Source organism: Vitreimonas flagellata (assembly GCF_004634425.1).
Classification (GTDB): domain Bacteria; phylum Pseudomonadota; class Alphaproteobacteria; order Caulobacterales; family Aquidulcibacteraceae; genus Vitreimonas; species Vitreimonas flagellata.
This window is the reverse complement of sequence record NZ_SBJL01000001.1, coordinates 1057350-1074917: the sequence shown is the minus strand read 5'-3', so window position 1 is coordinate 1074917 and position 17568 is coordinate 1057350. Positions and strand designations below refer to the sequence as shown.

The following is a 17568-nucleotide window of genomic DNA, read 5'->3' as shown; positions in this document are numbered from 1 at the left end:
GTGCGCCTACTCCACGAAGAACGCGGTGATGAGGTAGTTCACCGCCAGGATCAGCACGATGGCGCCGACGACGGCATTGGTGGTGGCGCGGCCAACGCCGAGCGCGCCGCCGGAGCTGTTGTAGCCCTGATAGGCGCCCATCACGGCGATGATGAAGCCGAACACAGCGGCTTTGGTGAGGCCCAGCACCACGTCCTGCGTTTCGAGGAAGTTGAATGTGTTGCGCAGATAGGTCGCGCCGTTGAAATCAAGGCTGTTCACGGCGACGAGATAGCCGCCCATGACGCCGATAATGTCGGCGACGGCCACGAGCACGGGCAGGGTCAGCACGGCGGCGAGCACGCGCGGTGCGATCAGGAATTTGAACGGGTCGGTCGAGAGCGTGGTCATCGCGTCGATCTGTTCGGTGACGCGCATCGTGCCGATCTCAGCCGCGATGCCGGCGCTGACGCGGCCGGCGAGCATGAGGCCGGCGAGCACGGGACCAAGTTCGCGCGTGATGCCGAGCACGACGATGTTGGGCACGAAGCTCTCAGCGTTGAAGCGCGCGCCGCCAACATAAATGTTGAGCGCGAGCGCTGCGCCAATGAACACGGCGGTGAGGCCGATCACGGGCAACGAGAGATAGCCGATCTGAAAACATTGGCGGCCGAGTTGGCCGGCGAAATAGGGCGGCGAAAAGATCGCAGCGACCGCGCGCGCGGCGAACATGGAGAAACGGCCGATCTCGGCGAAGATGCTGAGCGTCGAGCGGCCGATCGAGGTGAAGGGATTGATCACGTGCGGGCTCCGGTCTTGCGCACAGTGCCAGCGAATGTGGTGAGGATTTCGTAGGATGCAGTACCCGCCAGTGCGGCGATATCGTCCAATGGTGCATTGGGGCCGAGAAATTCGACCATCGCGCCGGGCTGCGCTTCCGCGCAGCCGGTGACATCAAGGATGATCAGATCCATCGAAACGCGTCCTAGAATTGGGCGCTTTACGCCCCCCAGAACGCCATAACCGCGCCCGCTCAGCGACCGCAAGTAGCCGTCCGCGTAACCGAGTGCGACGGTGGCGGTGCGCATCTTTTGTGCCGCAGTGAACGTGCCGCCATAGCCGAAGCTTTCGCCCGGCTCGACGTCGCGCACTTGCAGGATGGGCGCTTCGATGAGCGCCGCAGGGATGAGTTGCGGATTGTCTGCGTCCAGCCCGCCGGAGCCGTAAAGGCCGACGCCCGGACGAATGAGATCGAAATGATAGTCGGGGCCGATCAGGGCGCCCGCGGTGGCGGAGAGCGAGAGCGGCGCTTGCGGAAAGAGCGAGGCGGCGTCGATGAAGCGCTTCAGCTGGGTGGCGTTCATCTCGTGCTTCAGGTCAGAGCCGCAAGCGAGATGGCTCATCACGAGGGCGAGCGAGGCGCCTTTCAGCGCGACCATGCTTTGCGTCAGCTCTTCGGGGCCAAGCCCAAGTCGGTTCATCCCGGTGTCGATGTGCAGACCGGCAGGGCCGCGCGCGTCCCAGATTTTGATTTGCGCGATCGAGTTCAGGATCGGCGTGAGCTTGGCGTCCGCGTAGTGCGCGAGGTCTTTCTCGCTTGGGCCGTTGAGCACGAAGATTTGCGGGCCTTCGCCGAGCGCCTTGCGCACGCGCAGCGCTTCGCCGGAGGTTGCGGTGAAAAACGCGCGCGCGCCCGCTTGCGCCAAAGCGCGTGATGCGGCCACCGCGCCTAGCCCATACGCGTCGGCTTTGACGACGGCAGCGACAGCAGCGTTCGGCGCGCGCTTTTTGAAGAAGCGCCAGTTCTCCGCCACAGCGTTGTAATCGACGCGCAGACGCGCGAGCCGCGGTGCTTCAGCGGGCGATGGAGCTGAATCGGGTGAATTGACCGTGGAAATTGAGATGCACCGTTTCGATGGGGCCGTGGCGGTTCTTGCCTATAATGAGCTCAGCCCGGTTCGCAACCGCGGCGCGCTTCTGCTCCCAGGTGAAGTGCGCCTCGGTGCCTTGTTCGGGCTCGGCGCGGCTTAGGTAATATTCCTCGCGATACACGAACATGACGATGTCGGCGTCCTGCTCGATCGAGCCGGATTCGCGCAGGTCTGAGAGCTGCGGGCGTTTGTCTTCGCGGGATTCGACTTGGCGCGAGAGTTGGGAGAGCGCGATGACCGGGACTTGCAGATCCTTGGCCAACGCTTTGAGGCCCTGGGTGACTTCCGAGACTTCCTGCACGCGGCCGTCGGTCTTGCCGGAGCCGGTGACGAGCTGGAGGTAGTCGACGACGATGAGGTCGAGGCCAGAGGTGCGTTTCAAGCGCCGCGCGCGATTGGTCAGCGCGCCGATGGAAATGCCGCCGGTTTCGTCGACGTGCAGCGGCAGCATTTGTAGTTCGGTGGCGGAGTCCGCGAGGCGGACATATTCGTCCTTGTCGATTTTGCCTTGGCGAATGCGATGCGACTCGATTCCGGCGAAGTCCGACAGAATACGTGTCGCCAATTGCTCGGCCGACATTTCGAGTGAGAAGAAGCCGACTGTGCCGCCGAGATGTTCGGCTTCGGGATTTTCCTGCAGCGCTTTCTGTTTGATGCGCGCCACGTTCATCGCGAGGTTCAGCGCGAACGCGGTTTTGCCCATCGACGGACGACCGGCGAGAATGATGAGGTCGGAGCCGTGCAGGCCGCCCATCAGATGATCGAGATCGCGGAAGCCGGTGGAGATGCCGGAGACGTCTGAGCCGCGGTTTTTGGCGGCGGTGGCGACGTTGATCGAGGCGGTGAGCGCGGTGCGGAAGTCCTGGAAGCCTTTGTTGGCGCCGCCGCTTTCGGCGAGCGTGAAGAGCGTGCGCTCGGCTTCTTCGATGATGTCCTTGGCGTCGTGGCGCTCTGGCGGGTTTTCGGCGAGATCGGCGATGACATTGCCGACGCGAATGAGTTCGCGGCGCAGCGCCATGTCGTAGATGAGTTCAGCGTAGGATTGCGCCTGCGCCGAAAGCGGTGCTGCGAGATCCATCAGCTTCATCAGATAGACGGCGCCGCCGATCTCCTTGATGCCGCCGTCGCGCGCGAAGCGCTCCTTTAGCGTCACGCCGTCGGCGATGTGGCCGGTGGCGATCATCTCTTGGCAGGCGGCGAAGATGCGGCCGTGCACGGGATCGTAGAAATGCTGCGGGCGCAGCTGCTGCGTGATCCGGTTCAGCGTTTCATTGTCGAACAGGATGGCGCCGAGCAGCGCCTGCTCGGCTTCGAGATTGTGCGGGGTGACGCGCTGTTGTGGGGCCGAGGCCGGCGCACCAAGCGGAAGCGCTTGTTGGGAACTCATGGCCGCATCTTGCGCCGATTCGGGCCGCCAATCGTTGACGGCCCGAAACCTTGACGCGTGCTTTTGCTGAGTCGTGCACTTATTTTTGTTGTTGACGCGGAACGGAGAATCCTCCCCCGCGGGCGGGGGAGGTTCTGAGCTTACGACCGGCTGCGGAGATATTGATCCAGGAAGCGCAGATACGCCTCTTGGGCGGTGATGCGGTTTTCTTTGCGGAGGAAGCCGTGGCCTTCGTCGGGGAAGAGCACGTATTCGACCGGCACGTTGTTGGCGCGCACGGCGGCGACCAGTTCGTCGCTCTCCACTTGCAACACGCGCGGATCGTTCGCGCCTTGCACGACGAGCAAGGGCTTCCGAATGTTCTGCGCGTGGAAGAGCGGCGAGATGCGGCGGTGGCGTTCGGCGTCCGTCGCCGGATCGCCCATTTCGTCATAGAGGGCTTCGCGGAAGCTCGCCCACCACGGCGGGATTGAGTTGAGCGTGCGCTCCCAATTGGTGACGCCGAAAATGTTAACGCCGACATCGAACGCGTCCGGGCGGAAGGCGAGCGCCGCCGCGACCATGTAGCCGCCGTACGAGCCGCCCATGATGCCGATGCGTTCGCCATCCACCCAATCGAGGGTTTCGAGATAACGGCGGGCATAGACGATGTCGTCGAGATCGACTTCGCCGTGACGGCGATCGTCGAGATGGAAGAAGGTTTTGCCGTAGCCCGACGAGCCGCGATTGTTGGCCGCGAACACAGCGTAGCCGTGGTTCACGAGATGCTGGATCATCGCCGAATAACCGCGACGGCTTTGTCCGCCTGGGCCGCCGTGCACCAGTACGATCGCGGGCGCGCGGTTTGATGCGCTGGCCGTGCGCGGGCGATAGAGAATGCCGGGGATTTGAAGGCCGTCGAAGCTCGGATAGCGCTGGACCGTCGCTTCAACGAGCAGATCTTCGTTGATCGCCGGATTGAGCGCGTGGGTGAGGCGCGTGGCGACGCCGGTGTTGAGCGGCGCCGTGAAGACGTCCGACGGCGAGGTGTCAGAGGCGACGGTGAAGGCGAGGCGGGTTTCGTCGCGGTTGAATCGCACGCCGCCCAGATCGCCCGCTGGCACGCCGCTGAGACGCACGGCTTGGTTGCTGCGCGTGTCGAGGATCGTCACTTCCGTTGAGGCGTCCGCGTTGATGGCGGACACGCGATAGCGGCCGCTCGGCGAATGGACGACGAACATCACGTCCCATTCGGCCTGGATCAAAGGCGTTTTCTCGGCGGTGGCGAGATCGTAACGCCAGGCTTGATTGTACTCGCCGTGCTCGTCCGTGCCGTAGATCAGCGCTGAACCATCGGGTGTGAATTCATAGACGCCGTAAGAGATGTTGCCGGTATGCTCAGTGATGAGGCGTGGCTCGCGCATATCGCGCGCGTGCAGATTGACCAGGAAGACATCGCTGTCGGCGCTGGTGCGCGGGCGTACGAGCGCCAGCCAGCGGCCGTTGCGCGTGATGTCGGCGATTTCCATGCCTGGGTTTTGATAGACAAGCTGGCTTGCGTACGTGGTCGCGTCGTATTCGTAGAGATCGAACACTTGCGGGTTGCGCGCGTTCGACGTGATCCAGAACGCATTACCGTCCGCGCGCCAGGCCAGGAAATCGGCTTTGACGTTTTCGCCCGGCGTCAGATCGCGCAGCGTGCCGTCGCGCTCACGCACATAGACGTGATTGAGTTCGTTGCCGCCTTGGTCGGCGCTGACGAGGATGCGCTCGTCATTCGGGAAATACGAGATCGCGAACGTGGCGTTGTCGGCCGATTGGGTGAGCTGCTGCGGTGCGCCGCCTTCGATCGACAGCGAATAGGCATTGAAGACGCCGCTTGAATCGTTGGCGATCAGGATGCGGCGCCCGTCCGGCGAGAAGGCGAAGCCGGCGGGGGCGGCTTGAGCGTAGGACGTTGTCTGGAAGAAGGCCTGCGCGGAATAGGTTTGATGCGGCAGCGCGCTATTGCCGCCGGTGCTGGCGCAGGCGGCGGCGAACGTGGCGGCTGTGCCGGCGAGCAGGGTGCGTCGGTTGATCATGAGGTCCCCTCGGATGGTTTGGCGCGATCTTAGACGCGCGCAGACGCTGGGCCAAAAGAAAAGGCCCGCGCATCGCTGGATGCACGGGCCTTCGCGTTTGGATGCCTGATCGCGCTTATTCGGCGCGGGCGCTCGGATCGTTGGTGATCGAGTTGGCCGCGAGTTCCTTCGCCGCAGCTTCCGCGTCAGCGCGTTGCGCTTCGGCGGCGGCCGTGATGACGTTCTCGCCCTTGGCTTGGCGTTCAGCTTCGTCAGCCGAGCGCGCCACGTTGGCCTTCACCGTCGCGTACACTTCCGCGTGGAGGCGGACGCGCACGTCATAGACGCCAACCGTCTTGATCGGCTTGTCGAGAACGACCGCGTTGCGATCGATCTTGCCGCCGGCCTTGGCGATTTCGTCGGCGATGTCGCGCGACGAGACCGAGCCGTAAAGCTGACCAGCTTCACCCGCTTGGCGGATGAGCACGTAGCTTTCGCCATCGATCTTCTTGGACGCCTTTTCGGCGGCGGCCTTGGCTTCGGCGTTCTTGGCTTCGAGTTCGGCGCGGCGGCCTTCGAAAACCTTGCGGTTCGCGTCGGTGGCGCGTAGCGCCTTCTTTTGCGGGAGAAGGAAGTTGCGGGCGAAGCCGTCGCGCACCTTCACTTCGTCGCCAATGACGCCGAGATTCTCGACGCGTTCGAGCAGGATGACTTGCATGGGCTTGCCTCCTTACTGAACGGCGAACGGCAGAAGCGCGAGTTCACGAGCCAGCTTAATGGCGCGCGCGAGTTCGCGTTGCTTCTTGGCGGAAACGGCGGTGATACGCGCCGGGACGATCTTGCCCTTTTCGCTGATGTAGCGTTGGAGCAGCTTCACGTCCTTGTAGTCGATCTTCGGCGATGCGTTGCCCGAGAACGGGCAAACCTTACGCCGACGGCCGAACGGGCGGCGGGCCGGAATGTTCGAGATGTTGAACTTCGGGGCGCCTTTTGCAGCTTTAGCAGCCATGGATTAGTCCTCCCCGCCTTCAAACTCACCACCATCCTCACCGTCGCGGCCTTCACGGCGCGAACGGCGACGCTCTTCACGGTCCCGGCGGGCCAGGATCGGAGAGGGCTCTTCGTCGAGTTCCTCGACGCGGATGGTCTTGAAGCGCATGATGTCTTCGTTGATGCGCAGGCGCCGCTCAAGCTCGTGCACGGCCGGGGCCGGGGCGTCGATATTGATGAGGGCGTAGTGGCCCTTGCGGTTCTTGCGGATGCGGTAAGTCAGGTTGCGCAGGCCCCAATACTCGGTCTTGGTGGTCGTGCCGCCCAATTCCTTGATCGTATTGGTGATTTCTTCGACGATGGTGTCGACCTGCTGCGGCGAGATTTCCGGCCGCGCGATAAGCACGTGTTCGTAATAAGCCATATTGTCCTCTTCCGGAGACCCGCGGCGCTCGGACCGGGGAAGAACCGGCCAAAACGATGGACCCCAGGTAGCGGATGCTCCTGGGGCCGCGGATCGAAGGCGCGGAAAATACGCATTTCGGCCCCGGAAGCAAGGGGATGGCTGGGGATTTGGGGTTGGGATTGGTGCGGGACCGCTTGTGCGGGGGATTTCGCTGCCTTAGCAGCCATTGAATGCGTATGGCGGTACTGGCTCTGCTCGTTGCGTTCATCACTTTCGCGCCGCCAGCGCGGGCGATTGATAAACCAACGCCATTGCCCAGCACTGCTGACCTCATGGATCCGGTCGCATGCGCTGATCGCGAGCAAGTCTCGGGGCTGGTCTGGATACGTCGGCCGCATAATGGGCAGTTCGTCGAACAATACCCACACGAGGCGTTGGCCGAGCCAATTGACGGCGCGGTTGAGCTTGCCTGCCGTGTTCGAGAGGATTTTGGGCTCTCCTGCGCCGTGTCTCGTGAGACGCCGCAGGGACGCGGGTTCGACCAGGCGGCGCTGAATTTGGCGGGGCGTTTTGAAGTCGCGCCGGTGCTCGTCTCGGGCGCCTCAACCGAAGCGATGAGCATCTGTCTTAGGCTGAATTTTCCAGCGGAGTTGGCCGCGCACGTTGCTCCGGCTCAGCCAAGGCGATAAGCCGCCGCCCCATGAGCATTTCCTTTATTTTCCCCGGTCAGGGGAGCCAGGCGCCCGGCATGGGCAAGTCTCTTCACGACGCATTCGGCGCCGCGCGCGAGGTGTTTCAGGAGGTCGACGAGGCGCTGGGCGAGAAGCTGTCGAAGCTGATCTTCGAGGGCCCGGCTGACGATCTGACGCTGACCGCCAATGCCCAGCCGGCGCTGATGGCGGTGAGCTTGGCGGCGATGCGCGTGCTCGATCGCGAGTTTGGCGTGGGCGCTGGCAAGGCCGCGTTCGTGGCGGGCCATTCGCTCGGCGAATATTCAGCACTCGCGGCTGCTGGCGCTTTGTCAGTGACGGATGCCGCGCGGCTGCTACGCACGCGCGGCAACGCGATGCAAGCGGCGGTGCCGGTCGGTGAAGGCGCGATGGCGGCGTTGATCGGCAAGGTCGATGTCGCGTTGGCCGAAGAGATCGCGGCGAAGGGCGCGGAAGCGGGGCCGTGCGTTGTCGCCAACGACAATAACGTCGGCAATGTCGTGATCTCCGGCTCGAAGGCGGGCATCGACGCGGCTTTGGCCTACGCGAAGGAAAAAGGCGCGCGCGCGATTGCGCTCAACGTGTCGGCGCCGTTTCACTCGCCGCTGATGCAGCCCGCGGCCGACGCGATGGCGGAAGCTCTGGCTGGCGCCTCGATCGCCCCGTTAGCCGCGCCTGTAGTGGCGAACGTCACGGCGCGCCCAGTGAATGAGCCGACGACGATCCGCAAGCTGCTTGTGGAGCAAGTGACCGGCCGCGTGCGCTGGCGCGAGAGCATCGAATGGATGGCGACAGAAGGCAGTGTCGCGCGCTTCATCGAAGTTGGCGCGGGTAAGCAGCTGTCCGGCATGGTGAAGCGCAATGCGCCGGATGCGGAGACTCTGGCGCTGAATGAGCCCGCTGATTTGGAAGCGTTCGCGAAGAGCGTTTGATGCGCCAGGTTGCGCTCCTGCGCGGCGTGAACTTAGGCAAGCGCCAAGTGGTGATGGCGGAATTGCGCGAGGTGCTTGAGGCGGCGGGCTTTATCAATGTGCGCACGCTGCTGGCGAGCGGCAATGTCGTGCTCGATGCTAAGCTCGAGGGTGCGAAGCTGGAGTCGAAGCTCGAACGGGTGATCCTCGATGGGCTCGGTCTGGCGACGGATGCGCACGTGCGCGACGCCGATCAGCTGGAGGCGGTGATCGACGCCAATCCATTCGCGCCGTTCACGCGTTCTACGCCGCAATTCATGGTCGTCGCCTTCATGCGCAAGGCGGCGTCGGCGGCGGAGCTTGAGGCGATGGGGAAGACGGCGCTGACCGGCGAGGAATGGGTGCAGGGCGAGAATTGCCTCTACATCAAGTTTCCACAGGGCCAAGGTCCATCCAAGCTGAAGACTCCTCAGCTGGCCACGTCGCGGAATTGGAACACGGTCACCAAACTTGCGGCGGCGGCGCGCGCGGCATAAGGGACCGGCTAGAAGAGGGTTTCATGTTTAATCTCAGCGGAAAGACCGCGCTCGTGACGGGCGCTTCGGGCGGCATTGGCGGGGCGATCGCCAAGGCATTGGCGCAGAGCGGCGCGAAGGTCGCGCTCTCGGGCACGCGCGTGGAAGCGCTGGAGAAGGTGAAGGCGGAGCTCGGCGGCGATCACGTGATCACGCCGTGCAATCTCTCCGATCCGGCTGCGGTGGACGCGCTCATCGGGCAAGCGGAGACCGCACTGGGTGGGCGTTTGGACATTCTGGTGGCCAATGCCGGCATCACCAAGGACGGTCTTCTGCTGCGCATGAAGGACGACGATTTTCAGAACGTTCTGAAGATCAATCTGGAGAGCTATTTCCGGCTCTCGCGCGCGGCGCTGCGCAATATGATGAAGAACCGTTGGGGCCGGATCATCGGCATCACTTCGGTTGTGGGCGTCACCGGAAACCCCGGACAGGCGAATTATGCGGCGTCCAAAGCGGGCATGATCGGCTTCACCAAGGCGTTGGCCGCCGAAGTCGCCAGCCGCAACGTCACCGCCAATTGCATCGCGCCAGGCTTCATCAGCTCGCCGATGACGGACGTGCTCAACGAAGCGCAAAAATCCGCGCTTTTGGGCAAAATCCCCGCCGGCCGGCTGGGCGAAGGGTCTGATGTAGCGGCGGCTGCGGTTTATCTGGCCAGCGACGAGGCCGGCTACATGACGGGCCAGACGCTCCACGTAAACGGCGGCATGGCGATGATCTGAGGCGCCTTCAAGGGCGCCGAAAGAGAGAAAAAGGCTTGCGTGGCGGGCCGCGTGTGGTCAAAAGGCCGCTCACAAGCGTTCTTCGGAACGTGAATGATTATTCAGCCCAATCTTCAAGGCGAGGCGTGCATGTCGGAAGTTTTTGAGCGCGTGAAGGCGATCGTGATCAAGCATCTCGAAGCCCCGCCGGAGAAGGTGGTCGAGAAGGCTTCGTTCATCGATGACCTCGGCGCGGACAGCTTGGACAACGTCGAGCTTGTCATGGCGTTCGAAGAAGAATTCGGCATCGAGATCCCGGATGATGCGGCCGAGCACATCCAGACGGTCGGCGACGCCGTGAAATTCATCAGCGAAAAGCAGGGCTGAGGCTCTGAGTACGCGCATGAGGCGCGTTGTCATCACAGGGATCGGGCTTGTTTCCCCGCTCGCTGGCAATGCGCCGGCGACGTGGGAGCGGCTCATCGCGGGCAAATCCGGCGCGAACAAAATCGAACACTTCAAAGTGGACGATTTGCCGTGCCGGATCGCTTGCGTTGTGCCCCGCGTCGATGGACGCGGCGGCGGCTCTGGCGATGCGCACGCGTTCGACGCGGACAAGACGCTGTCTCCAAAGGAGCAGCGCCGCATCGAGGATTTTATCCTGTTCGCGATCGCCGCGGCTGACGAAGCGGTGGCCGATTCCGGCTGGAAGCCGCAAGACGATGAAGCCAAGAACCGCACCGGCGTACTGATCGGGTCGGGCATTGGCGGCATCGAAGCGATCGGCAACAACGCGCTCATTCTGGAGAAGGATGGCCCGCGTAAGATTTCGCCGTTCTTTATTCCGAGCGCGCTTATCAATTTGGCGTCGGGCCAAGTTTCCATTCGCCACGGTTTCCGTGGACCGAACCATGCGGTCGTCACCGCGTGCGCCACCGGCGCTCATGCTGTCGGCGATGCGGCGCGTTTGATCATCTACGGCGATGCGGACGTGATGATCGCGGGCGGCGCTGAAGCTGCGGTATCGCGTCTGGCGATGGCTGGTTTCTGCGCACTGCGCGCGATGTCCACCGAATACAACGACACGCCGGAGAAGGCGTCGCGTCCGTATGACAAGGGCCGCGATGGTTTCGTCATGGGCGAGGGCGCAGGCTGCTTGGTGCTCGAAGAGTACGAGCACGCCAAGGCGCGCGGCGCGAAGATTTACGCCGAAGTGAAGGGCTATGGCCTCTCGGGCGACGCCTATCATATCACGGCGCCGGCCGAGGACGGCGACGGCGGCTTCCGCGCCATGAGCGCTGCGTTGAAGAACGCCGGCATGAGCGCGAGCGACATCGATTACGTCAACGCGCATGGCACATCGACCCCGCTGGGCGATGAGATCGAATTGCGCGCGATCGAGCGTCTGTTCGGCAATTCGGCGGCGAACCTCTCGATGTCGTCCACCAAGTCCGCGATCGGGCACTTGCTGGGCGCGGCCGGCGCGGTCGAGACCATCTTCTGCGCGCTGGCGATCCGCGATGGCGTGATCCCGCCGACGCTGAATTTGGACAATCCCTCGGTCGAGACCGCCATAGATTTGACGCCGCTCACGGCAAAGAAGAAGCCTGTGAAGGCGGCGATGTCGAACTCGTTCGGGTTCGGCGGCACCAACGCCGCTGTGATCCTGACCGCGGTGGATTAATGGCACGGGCGCCAGCGCCTCGCCGCAAGAGCGGCGGCTTCTCATCTTTCCTGTTTTGGGGCGCGGTCTTCGTCGTGCTCGGCGCGGTGTTCGCGGGCGCGTTCTTCTATAGTGCGATTTCGCGTCCTGGCCCTTCCACGCAAGATACGGCGTTCATGGTCGAGAGCGGCGCCACGGGCGCCTCGATCGCCGCTGATCTGCAGCGCGAGAATCTCATCACTGATCCGCTGCTTTTCCGTGTCGCCAATCGCATTTTCGCGGCGGGCTCCACGTTGCAAGCCGGCGAGTATCAAATCCCGGCGGGCGCTTCGGTGCGCGAGATCGTGGAGATGATGGCGAGTGGCGATGCATTGCAGCACGCCATCACATTTCCGGAAGGCATCACCATCGCCGGTGTGATGCGCATTCTCGAAGAGAGCGATGTGTTGACCGGCGAGATGCCGGAAGCGCCGCCAGAAGGGTCGATCCTGCCGGATACGTATCACGTGCAGCGCGGCATGACGCGCGCGGCGTTGCTGCAGCAGATGCGCGAGGCGCATGATGAAGCGGTCGCTGAAATTTGGGCCAATCGTGCGCCCAATTTGCCGCTCGAGACGCCGGCTGATCTCGTAAATCTCGCGTCAATCGTGGAGCGCGAGACGGGCATTGCGGCCGAGCGGCCGATGGTGGCGAGCGTGTTCATCAATCGCTTGCGCCGGCCGATGCGTTTGGAAACCGATCCAACGATCATTTACGGCGTTTGCCTGCGTTATCCGGATCGCTGCGTTGATGGCCGTTTGGTCAATGCGCAAGGCCAGCGCCGCACCATTCGTCAAAGCGAGATCGCGCTCGATACGGGCTACAACACCTATCGCATCGACGGCCTGCCGCCGACGCCGATTTCCAATCCCGGCCGCGCGGCGCTCGAAGCGACGGCCAACCCGGCGCAAAGCGATGCGATCTTCTTTGTCGCCGATGGCAGCGGCGGCCACATCTTCGCGTCGACGTTGGCGGAGCACAATGCGAACGTCGCGCGCTGGCGTGTGATCGAAGCCGAGCGGCTGGCGCAAGAGCGCGCAAACTAAACCAAAAGAAACGCCTCCCGAAGCTTGGGAGGCGTTGAGGTGCGGCCAGGGTCGAGGCCGCGGGGCTGTACGGTCAGACGAGCGCCGTGAGCGCATCGTGAAAGAAGGCGGCGAATAGAGCGCCGACGAAAAGCCCGGCAAATGCGCCTGAGAGCGCAGTTCTCGGATTGCGCGCGCTGAACCAGGCGCCGACGCCCGCGCCGATCAAGGCATCGAGGCCACCCTGGAAAAGCAAGGCGATGCAGAGTGCGACGGCAAGGACAAAGAGCATGAGATCAGGGGTGTAGCCGGTGCGCGCCAAGCGCAGGCCCGTCGTCGCGGATGTCGTGGTCGCCAGCGTCATGGGCCAAGCCCCTGTCTTACCCGCGCCCTGGATGCCTGAGTCGCATAAAGGTCGCGTGACACTTGGGGCAAAAATACGCGACAAGGTCGCTCATGAGCATTTCGGGCATGACAGGATTCGCGCGGAGCGAGGGAGAACACGCCGGCCAGCGTTGGATCTGGGAAGTGAAGAGCGTCAACGGGCGCGGGTTGGATCTGAAGCTGCGCCTGCCGCAGGGCTTCGACACGCTGGAGCCAGCGCTGCGCGCGGCGGCGAACGCGAAGTTCAAACGCGGCTCGTTGCAGGCGTCGTTGAATTTGGCGCGAGATGCGGCGGCCGCGGCGGCGTTGAAGATCGATTTCGCTTTAGTGGAGCGTCTGCTGCAAGCGGGCGAGACGTTTGGCGATCGCGTCGGCAAGCCGTCCTGGGATGGACTGCTCAGCGTGCGCGGCGTACTGGCCGCAGAAGATGGCGTCGAGCAGAGCGAGGAAGAGCGCGCCGCGTTGGAAGCGACATTGCTCTCTGGCTTCAACGATACGTTGGCGAAGCTCGCGCAGGCGCGTCAGGCCGAGGGGCGTGCGTTGCGCGCGGTGTTCTCGGACGCGGCGGACCGCATGGAGACGCTGATCGCGGCGGCGCGGACGTCCGCTGCGGCTGCGCCGACGGCGGCTTTGGAGCGGATCAAGCAGCGGCTGGACTCGCTTTCTCCCGAGGTGAAGCTCGATCCCGCGCGCGTAGCGCAGGAAGCGGCGATCGCGGCGACGCGTGCGGACGTGCAGGAAGAATTGGAGCGGCTTTCGGCGCATACGCTTGAGCTGCGCCAATTGCTCACGAAGCCTGAGCCCGCGGGGCGTCGGCTCGACTTTCTGAGCCAGGAGCTTACGCGCGAAGCCAACACGCTATGTTCCAAATCGGCCGATCTCGAACTCACGCGGATTGGGCTCGATTTGAAAACGTTGGTCGATCAGATCAAGGAGCAAGCCGCCAATGTTGAATGAACACGTCGCGCGGCGCGGGCTGATGTTCGTGCTGTCGAGCCCGTCGGGCGCCGGCAAATCCACCCTGGCGCGGAAACTTCTAGAGTCGGACGACAACATGTCGTTGTCGGTGTCGGCCACCACGCGCGCGCCGCGACCGAGCGAGGTCGACGGCCGCGAATACAAATTCATGCAGCGCGAAGCGTTCGAGGAAATGGCCGATCGCGGCGAGTTTCTCGAGCACGCCCTTGTGTTCGGCAATCATTACGGCACGCCGCGCGCCCCGGTCGAAGCGATGCTGATTCAAGGCAAGGACGTGTTGTTCGACGTCGATTGGCAGGGCGCGCGCGCCCTGCGCGCGGCTGAGCCGCAGGACGTGGTTGGCATCTTCATTCTGCCGCCCTCGATGGCGGAGTTGGAGCGGCGTCTGCGTGCGCGCGCGGAAGACAGCGAAGAGGTGATCAATTCGCGCATGGCGCGCTCGCTGAACGAGATCAGCCATTGGGAAGAATACGATTACGTGCTGGTCAACACGCTGCTGGAGCAGACGCTGGCGCAAGTGAAGCAAATCCTGGCGGCGGAGCGGCTGAAGCGGAACCGTCAGCTCTGGCTCAAGCTGCACGTGGAGCGGCTGAAACAGGGGATTTGATGCGGCGTTGGCTCATCGCACTGATGTTGTTTGTTGGTGCGTGCACGTCCGAGATCACGCCTGCGGGACAGTCTGAATTTGAACGATGGTTGTCGGCGCACGCTTCGCGTGCCCCGGCCTTCGCACGGTTCGAAGCAATGCTGGAGCGCGAAGGCGTCGCCGATGTCGTCCCGGCGCGCGAGCTTTGGTTGACGGATCGCCTTGCGCCGCAATGTGTCGTCGAGCCGTTCACGATGCCGCCGGAAGAAACATGGCCGCACATAGTGCCGACGCTGCGCTTTGTGCGCGATCATGTTGAGCCGATGATCGGTCAAGTGACGGTCGCCTCTGGCTATCGTGATCAGGCGTTCAACGATTGCGTGCGCGGCGCGTCTCGAAGCACGCATCGCGCCTTCCATGCGCTTGATCTTGTGCCACGTAATCCATCGGTCACGCGCGAGCGGTTGATCGCGGTGCTGTGCCCGCTCCACGCACGCCAGGGTGCGCGGTTCGACATCGGCATGGGCATCTATCAGGCCCGCCGCTTCCATATTGACGCGACCCGCTATCGCCGCTGGGGCGCGGACTTCCGCGCCGCAAGTTCGCCCTGTGGTTCGACCGATGATCCTGATCAGCGCGCGTAAGTGACGATCTTCACCGCTTCGCCGGCGCGGAGCGCGCTTGCGCTGTCGAGCCCGTTGATCGCGAGGAAGCGCTCGAGCTGGTAATCGTCATAGGCCATGCGGCGTGACAGACTTTGCGCCGTGTCGCGCGCACCGACTTGCACGAGTTCGATGCGGCGCGGGCGCAACGCGGCGGCTTGCTGCGTGGTGAGCGTGCGCATGGAGCCGAGCATCGGCGTCATCGCCGCGCCGCCGCCTTGCGGCGCCAGCGTGAGGAAATGATAGACGCGATCGTTCACGCGATAAGCGGTGACCGAGACGTCCACGATCTGGCCCTGCTGTGTCTGCGCGCGTGCGGGAATGGAGACAGTCTCTAAGCCATTCGTGGTGCTGCGCTGTGCCTGGCCAATTTGCGCGCGGGCTTGGCCGATGAGTTGGCGCAGGCGCGCATTGGCGTAGGCTTCCAATCCTTCCGACGGCAGCACGCCGCCTGAGAATTGCGCCCGCGCATTGTTTGGTCCAGCGATCAGCACGGCGGTGGTTGTGTTGGTGAGCGTAAAGCCCTGCGGCGCATCGAAGGCGATGCGCATGCCGGGATGCGCAAACGTGCGGCCATTGACGAAGCCCTGCGCGGGATCGTCGCCATAGATCATGCCGCTGATGGCTTGCAGATAGGGCTGCGTGCGTTCCGGCGGCGCACCGCGTACGGCGCCGGCGGCTTGTGCCCGGCCCGTCGCGCGGGTGACGCGGTCGGCGGAGAGCGGGTGCGTGCGCGCCCAGGCTGGAATGGCGCTTGCGGTGTCGCGCTGGCTGGTGCGCGTGGTGAGCGCGTCATTGAGGCCCAGCGCATGCAGCATGTCGGCGGCCGCGTAGGCGTTGTAGCCGTTGGTGAGCAGATAACGGACGCCAAGATCGTCGGCCTCGTATTCCTGATCGCGCGAATAATTCAGCGCGTAAAGTTGGCCGGCTTGCCCCGCGAGTTGCGCGATGTCGCCCGAGCCGGTGAGTACGCCGGCGACGATGGCGCCCAGCGTGGTCATGGTGGCGGTGTTTTGCCGGCGCGCGGAGTGGTCGGCGACCACGTGGCCGACTTCGTGGCCGAGCACGGAGGCGAGTTCGTCTTCCGAGTTCATGATCGCGAGCAGGCCGCGCGTGATGTAGATGTAGCAGCCGGGTACGGCGAAGGCGTTGACGACGTCGGAATTGATCACTGTGAAGGTGCATTGGCCGGGAATGCCAGCTGCCGCCGCCACGCGCTCGCCGACGCTGGAAACGTAAGTTCCAAGCGGGCCTTCCACCGCGCCGCCGAATTGCGCGACGACTTGGGGATGCTGTTGGCCAGCGCGCACGCGCTCGTTGGCGGCGACTGAGGGCGCGTCTGCGGTGGAGTCGATGGTCGCGCAGGCGATAAGCGGGAACGCGAGCGCTGTGAGGATGACGCTGCGGATGAAATGGCGCGTACGCTGCATATCGGCCCTCCTGCGCTTGGTGCTAGCGTAGTGCAAAGCACAGGACAAGAAAAAGCCCCGGCGACGCCGGGGCTTTTGAGTCAATTCGTATCATCCAACACAGTCACAACGCGCTCGCTTGAGGAAGCGGCGCGGACGTGGGCGCTATAAGACACCCAACATGGACGCGACGAGCGGGTGGCGGACGATATCGGCGTCGCCGAGGCGGCAGACGGCGATGTTCTTCACGCCTTCGAGCTTGTCGGCGACAGAGTGCAGGCCGGAGAGATCGGGCAGAAGATCGGTTTGCGCGGGGTCGCCGGTGACGACCATGGTTGAATTCCAACCCAGGCGCGTCAGCAGCATTTTGATCTGGCCGTAGGTGCAATTCTGCGCTTCGTCGATGACGACGAACGCATTGTTGAGCGTGCGGCCGCGCATGAAGCCAACCGGCGCGATTTCGATCAGCCCTTCGGCCATCAACGCTTTGAGGCGCTTCGGCGAAAGGCGATCTTGCAACGCGTCGTAGAGCGGGCGCAGGTACGGTGCGAGCTTGTCTTCCATCGCGCCGGGCAAGAAGCCGAGTGATTCACCCGCTTCGACGGCAGGGCGTGAGAGCACGATGCGGCCGACTTTGCCGCTTTCGAGAGCTTCTACTGCTTTGGTGATGGCGAGATAGGTTTTACCGGTGCCGGCGGGGCCGAGCGCCAGAACGAGCGAATGTGAGTCGATCGCTTCCATCAAAGCGGTTTGGCCTTTGGATTTCGGCCGTACATTTTTTATGAAGCTTTGGTCGCGTGCGCCAGCGCCTTGTGATGGGGTGTCTTGGCCTTGCCAGCCGCCATCGAGCACTTTCAAATTCCTTGCGCGCCGATCTTCACGTTGGAATTCTTCCACGTTGAGCACGCCTTGTGCGTGCCGACGCTTCGCTGGACGCTTCGCCATAGATTTCTCCTTCCTGGAGATGGACGAAAAAGCCGCAGGCTTTTGGCCTGCGGCTGGGGAGTCGAAAAAGATGTCGGCGGTATCGACGGCCGAATCTGGGGAGTCGAAGACTCGTGCGCCGGGGGGCGGTGCTAAGCTGGTTTGCTTCCTGCGCTTCGCGCCCACGCTCTCCCCCACATTAGGATGCTCGCGCATCCAGGAGACCGGACAATTCAGAAAATCTGAACTGTGATGTTCTCAGGAGA

20 protein-coding genes are annotated in these 17568 nt (G+C 63.5%); 10 read left to right on the top strand and 10 right to left on the bottom strand.

What is annotated here, in order from left to right:
* Positions 1-6 precede the first annotated feature (6 nt).
* The 7 genes from EPJ54_RS05520 to rpsF all read right to left on the bottom strand — a co-directional run bounded on the left by EPJ54_RS05520 (position 7) and on the right by rpsF (position 6750).
* Complete coding sequence (locus EPJ54_RS05520) at positions 7-777, bottom strand: MlaE family ABC transporter permease (RefSeq protein WP_420823034.1); 771 nt, start codon at positions 775-777, stop codon at positions 7-9.
* The gene (gene alr / locus EPJ54_RS05515; protein WP_275574747.1) at positions 777-1814 is read right to left on the bottom strand and encodes an alanine racemase; all 1038 of its coding nucleotides are present in this window, start codon (positions 1812-1814) and stop codon (positions 777-779) included. The genes EPJ54_RS05520 and alr overlap by 1 nt, the downstream gene beginning before the upstream one ends.
* Positions 1815-1833: 19 nt before the next feature.
* The gene (locus tag EPJ54_RS05510) at positions 1834-3297 is read right to left on the bottom strand and encodes a replicative DNA helicase (RefSeq protein ID WP_135210648.1); all 1464 of its coding nucleotides are present in this window, start codon (positions 3295-3297) and stop codon (positions 1834-1836) included.
* A gap of 140 nt (positions 3298-3437) precedes the next feature.
* Positions 3438-5357 (bottom strand): S9 family peptidase, encoded by a 1920-nt coding sequence (locus tag EPJ54_RS05505; protein ID WP_135210647.1) that lies wholly within the window; start codon positions 5355-5357, stop codon positions 3438-3440.
* 115 nt (positions 5358-5472) lie between these two features.
* A complete protein-coding gene (gene rplI, locus EPJ54_RS05500; protein ID WP_135210646.1) occupies positions 5473-6054 on the bottom strand; it encodes a 50S ribosomal protein L9 in 582 nt (193 codons plus the stop codon).
* Positions 6055-6066: 12 nt separating this feature from the next.
* Positions 6067-6345: a 30S ribosomal protein S18 gene (gene rpsR / locus EPJ54_RS05495; RefSeq protein ID WP_135210645.1), complete on the bottom strand. Its 279-nt coding sequence runs from the start codon at positions 6343-6345 to the stop codon at positions 6067-6069.
* Between the two features lie 3 nt (positions 6346-6348).
* Positions 6349-6750: a 30S ribosomal protein S6 gene (gene rpsF, locus EPJ54_RS05490; RefSeq protein WP_135210644.1), complete on the bottom strand. Its 402-nt coding sequence runs from the start codon at positions 6748-6750 to the stop codon at positions 6349-6351.
* Between the two features lie 212 nt (positions 6751-6962).
* Here rpsF and EPJ54_RS05485 point away from each other — a divergent pair, with 212 nt between their 5' ends.
* The 7 genes from EPJ54_RS05485 to mltG all read left to right on the top strand — a co-directional run bounded on the left by EPJ54_RS05485 (position 6963) and on the right by mltG (position 12380).
* Positions 6963-7421, top strand: coding sequence for a hypothetical protein (locus EPJ54_RS05485; protein ID WP_135210643.1), 459 nt, complete (start codon positions 6963-6965; stop codon positions 7419-7421).
* Positions 7422-7432: 11 nt separating this feature from the next.
* Positions 7433-8374 carry an ACP S-malonyltransferase gene (gene fabD / locus EPJ54_RS05480; RefSeq protein WP_135210642.1) on the top strand — a complete coding sequence of 314 codons (942 nt, stop codon included), beginning with the start codon at positions 7433-7435 and terminating at the stop codon, positions 8372-8374.
* The gene (locus tag EPJ54_RS05475) at positions 8374-8889 is read left to right on the top strand and encodes a DUF1697 domain-containing protein (RefSeq protein WP_135210641.1); all 516 of its coding nucleotides are present in this window, start codon (positions 8374-8376) and stop codon (positions 8887-8889) included. Before fabD ends, EPJ54_RS05475 begins: the two co-directional genes overlap by 1 nt.
* Before the next feature lie 23 nt (positions 8890-8912).
* Positions 8913-9653: a 3-oxoacyl-[acyl-carrier-protein] reductase gene (gene fabG, locus EPJ54_RS05470; protein ID WP_135210640.1), complete on the top strand. Its 741-nt coding sequence runs from the start codon at positions 8913-8915 to the stop codon at positions 9651-9653.
* 129 nt (positions 9654-9782) lie between these two features.
* Positions 9783-10019: an acyl carrier protein gene (locus EPJ54_RS05465; protein ID WP_135210639.1), complete on the top strand. Its 237-nt coding sequence runs from the start codon at positions 9783-9785 to the stop codon at positions 10017-10019.
* A 16-nt stretch (positions 10020-10035) separates the two neighbouring features.
* Positions 10036-11316 (top strand): beta-ketoacyl-ACP synthase II, encoded by a 1281-nt coding sequence (fabF, locus tag EPJ54_RS05460; RefSeq protein WP_135210638.1) that lies wholly within the window; start codon positions 10036-10038, stop codon positions 11314-11316.
* On the top strand, positions 11316-12380 hold the full coding sequence (gene mltG, locus EPJ54_RS05455; RefSeq protein WP_135210637.1) for an endolytic transglycosylase MltG: 1065 nt from the start codon (positions 11316-11318) through the stop codon (positions 12378-12380). The genes fabF and mltG overlap by 1 nt, the downstream gene beginning before the upstream one ends.
* Positions 12381-12453: 73 nt before the next feature.
* Here the strand turns inward: mltG and EPJ54_RS05450 are convergent, their stop codons facing one another.
* Complete coding sequence (locus EPJ54_RS05450) at positions 12454-12723, bottom strand: hypothetical protein (protein ID WP_135210636.1); 270 nt, start codon at positions 12721-12723, stop codon at positions 12454-12456.
* A gap of 107 nt (positions 12724-12830) precedes the next feature.
* Here EPJ54_RS05450 and EPJ54_RS05445 point away from each other — a divergent pair, with 107 nt between their 5' ends.
* From EPJ54_RS05445 to EPJ54_RS05435, 3 genes are read left to right on the top strand one after another with little or no spacing between them, the layout of a single operon-like run.
* A complete protein-coding gene (locus EPJ54_RS05445; RefSeq protein ID WP_167755587.1) occupies positions 12831-13700 on the top strand; it encodes a YicC/YloC family endoribonuclease in 870 nt (289 codons plus the stop codon).
* The gene (gene gmk, locus EPJ54_RS05440; RefSeq protein ID WP_135210634.1) at positions 13690-14328 is read left to right on the top strand and encodes a guanylate kinase; all 639 of its coding nucleotides are present in this window, start codon (positions 13690-13692) and stop codon (positions 14326-14328) included. The genes EPJ54_RS05445 and gmk overlap by 11 nt, the downstream gene beginning before the upstream one ends.
* Complete coding sequence (locus EPJ54_RS05435; protein ID WP_135210633.1) at positions 14328-14951, top strand: D-Ala-D-Ala carboxypeptidase family metallohydrolase; 624 nt, start codon at positions 14328-14330, stop codon at positions 14949-14951. The genes gmk and EPJ54_RS05435 overlap by 1 nt, the downstream gene beginning before the upstream one ends.
* On the opposite strand, the gene EPJ54_RS05430 is transcribed toward EPJ54_RS05435, so the two are convergent.
* Both EPJ54_RS05430 and EPJ54_RS05425 read right to left on the bottom strand, forming a co-directional pair.
* Positions 14939-16399, bottom strand: coding sequence for a M48 family metalloprotease (locus EPJ54_RS05430; RefSeq protein ID WP_135210632.1), 1461 nt, complete (start codon positions 16397-16399; stop codon positions 14939-14941). The two genes, EPJ54_RS05435 and EPJ54_RS05430, sit on opposite strands and share 13 nt — an antisense overlap.
* 144 nt (positions 16400-16543) lie before the next feature.
* Complete coding sequence (locus EPJ54_RS05425) at positions 16544-17323, bottom strand: PhoH family protein (protein WP_135210631.1); 780 nt, start codon at positions 17321-17323, stop codon at positions 16544-16546.
* Between the last annotated feature and the right edge of the window lie 245 nt (positions 17324-17568).

Excerpts from the sequence above, each read along its gene's own strand:
- EPJ54_RS05505 (WP_135210647.1), bottom strand. The coding sequence starts at position 5,357 with ATGATCAACCGACGCACCCTGCTCGCCGGCACAGCCGCCACGTTCGCC.
- EPJ54_RS05435 (WP_135210633.1), top strand. The coding sequence starts at position 14,328 with ATGCGGCGTTGGCTCATCGCACTGATGTTGTTTGTTGGTGCGTGCACG.
- rpsF (WP_135210644.1), bottom strand. The coding sequence starts at position 6,750 with ATGGCTTATTACGAACACGTGCTTATCGCGCGGCCGGAAATCTCGCCG.
- EPJ54_RS05475 (WP_135210641.1), top strand. The coding sequence starts at position 8,374 with ATGCGCCAGGTTGCGCTCCTGCGCGGCGTGAACTTAGGCAAGCGCCAA.
- EPJ54_RS05425 (WP_135210631.1), bottom strand. The coding sequence starts at position 17,323 with ATGGCGAAGCGTCCAGCGAAGCGTCGGCACGCACAAGGCGTGCTCAAC.
- gmk (WP_135210634.1), top strand. The coding sequence starts at position 13,690 with ATGTTGAATGAACACGTCGCGCGGCGCGGGCTGATGTTCGTGCTGTCG.
- EPJ54_RS05465 (WP_135210639.1), top strand. The coding sequence starts at position 9,783 with ATGTCGGAAGTTTTTGAGCGCGTGAAGGCGATCGTGATCAAGCATCTC.
- EPJ54_RS05430 (WP_135210632.1), bottom strand. The coding sequence starts at position 16,399 with ATGCAGCGTACGCGCCATTTCATCCGCAGCGTCATCCTCACAGCGCTC.
- EPJ54_RS05510 (WP_135210648.1), bottom strand. The coding sequence starts at position 3,297 with ATGAGTTCCCAACAAGCGCTTCCGCTTGGTGCGCCGGCCTCGGCCCCA.
- fabD (WP_135210642.1), top strand. The coding sequence starts at position 7,433 with ATGAGCATTTCCTTTATTTTCCCCGGTCAGGGGAGCCAGGCGCCCGGC.
- rpsR (WP_135210645.1), bottom strand. The coding sequence starts at position 6,345 with ATGGCTGCTAAAGCTGCAAAAGGCGCCCCGAAGTTCAACATCTCGAAC.
- EPJ54_RS05450 (WP_135210636.1), bottom strand. The coding sequence starts at position 12,723 with ATGACGCTGGCGACCACGACATCCGCGACGACGGGCCTGCGCTTGGCG.
- rplI (WP_135210646.1), bottom strand. The coding sequence starts at position 6,054 with ATGCAAGTCATCCTGCTCGAACGCGTCGAGAATCTCGGCGTCATTGGC.
- fabF (WP_135210638.1), top strand. The coding sequence starts at position 10,036 with ATGAGGCGCGTTGTCATCACAGGGATCGGGCTTGTTTCCCCGCTCGCT.
- EPJ54_RS05485 (WP_135210643.1), top strand. The coding sequence starts at position 6,963 with ATGCGTATGGCGGTACTGGCTCTGCTCGTTGCGTTCATCACTTTCGCG.
- mltG (WP_135210637.1), top strand. The coding sequence starts at position 11,316 with ATGGCACGGGCGCCAGCGCCTCGCCGCAAGAGCGGCGGCTTCTCATCT.
- fabG (WP_135210640.1), top strand. The coding sequence starts at position 8,913 with ATGTTTAATCTCAGCGGAAAGACCGCGCTCGTGACGGGCGCTTCGGGC.
- EPJ54_RS05445 (WP_167755587.1), top strand. The coding sequence starts at position 12,831 with ATGACAGGATTCGCGCGGAGCGAGGGAGAACACGCCGGCCAGCGTTGG.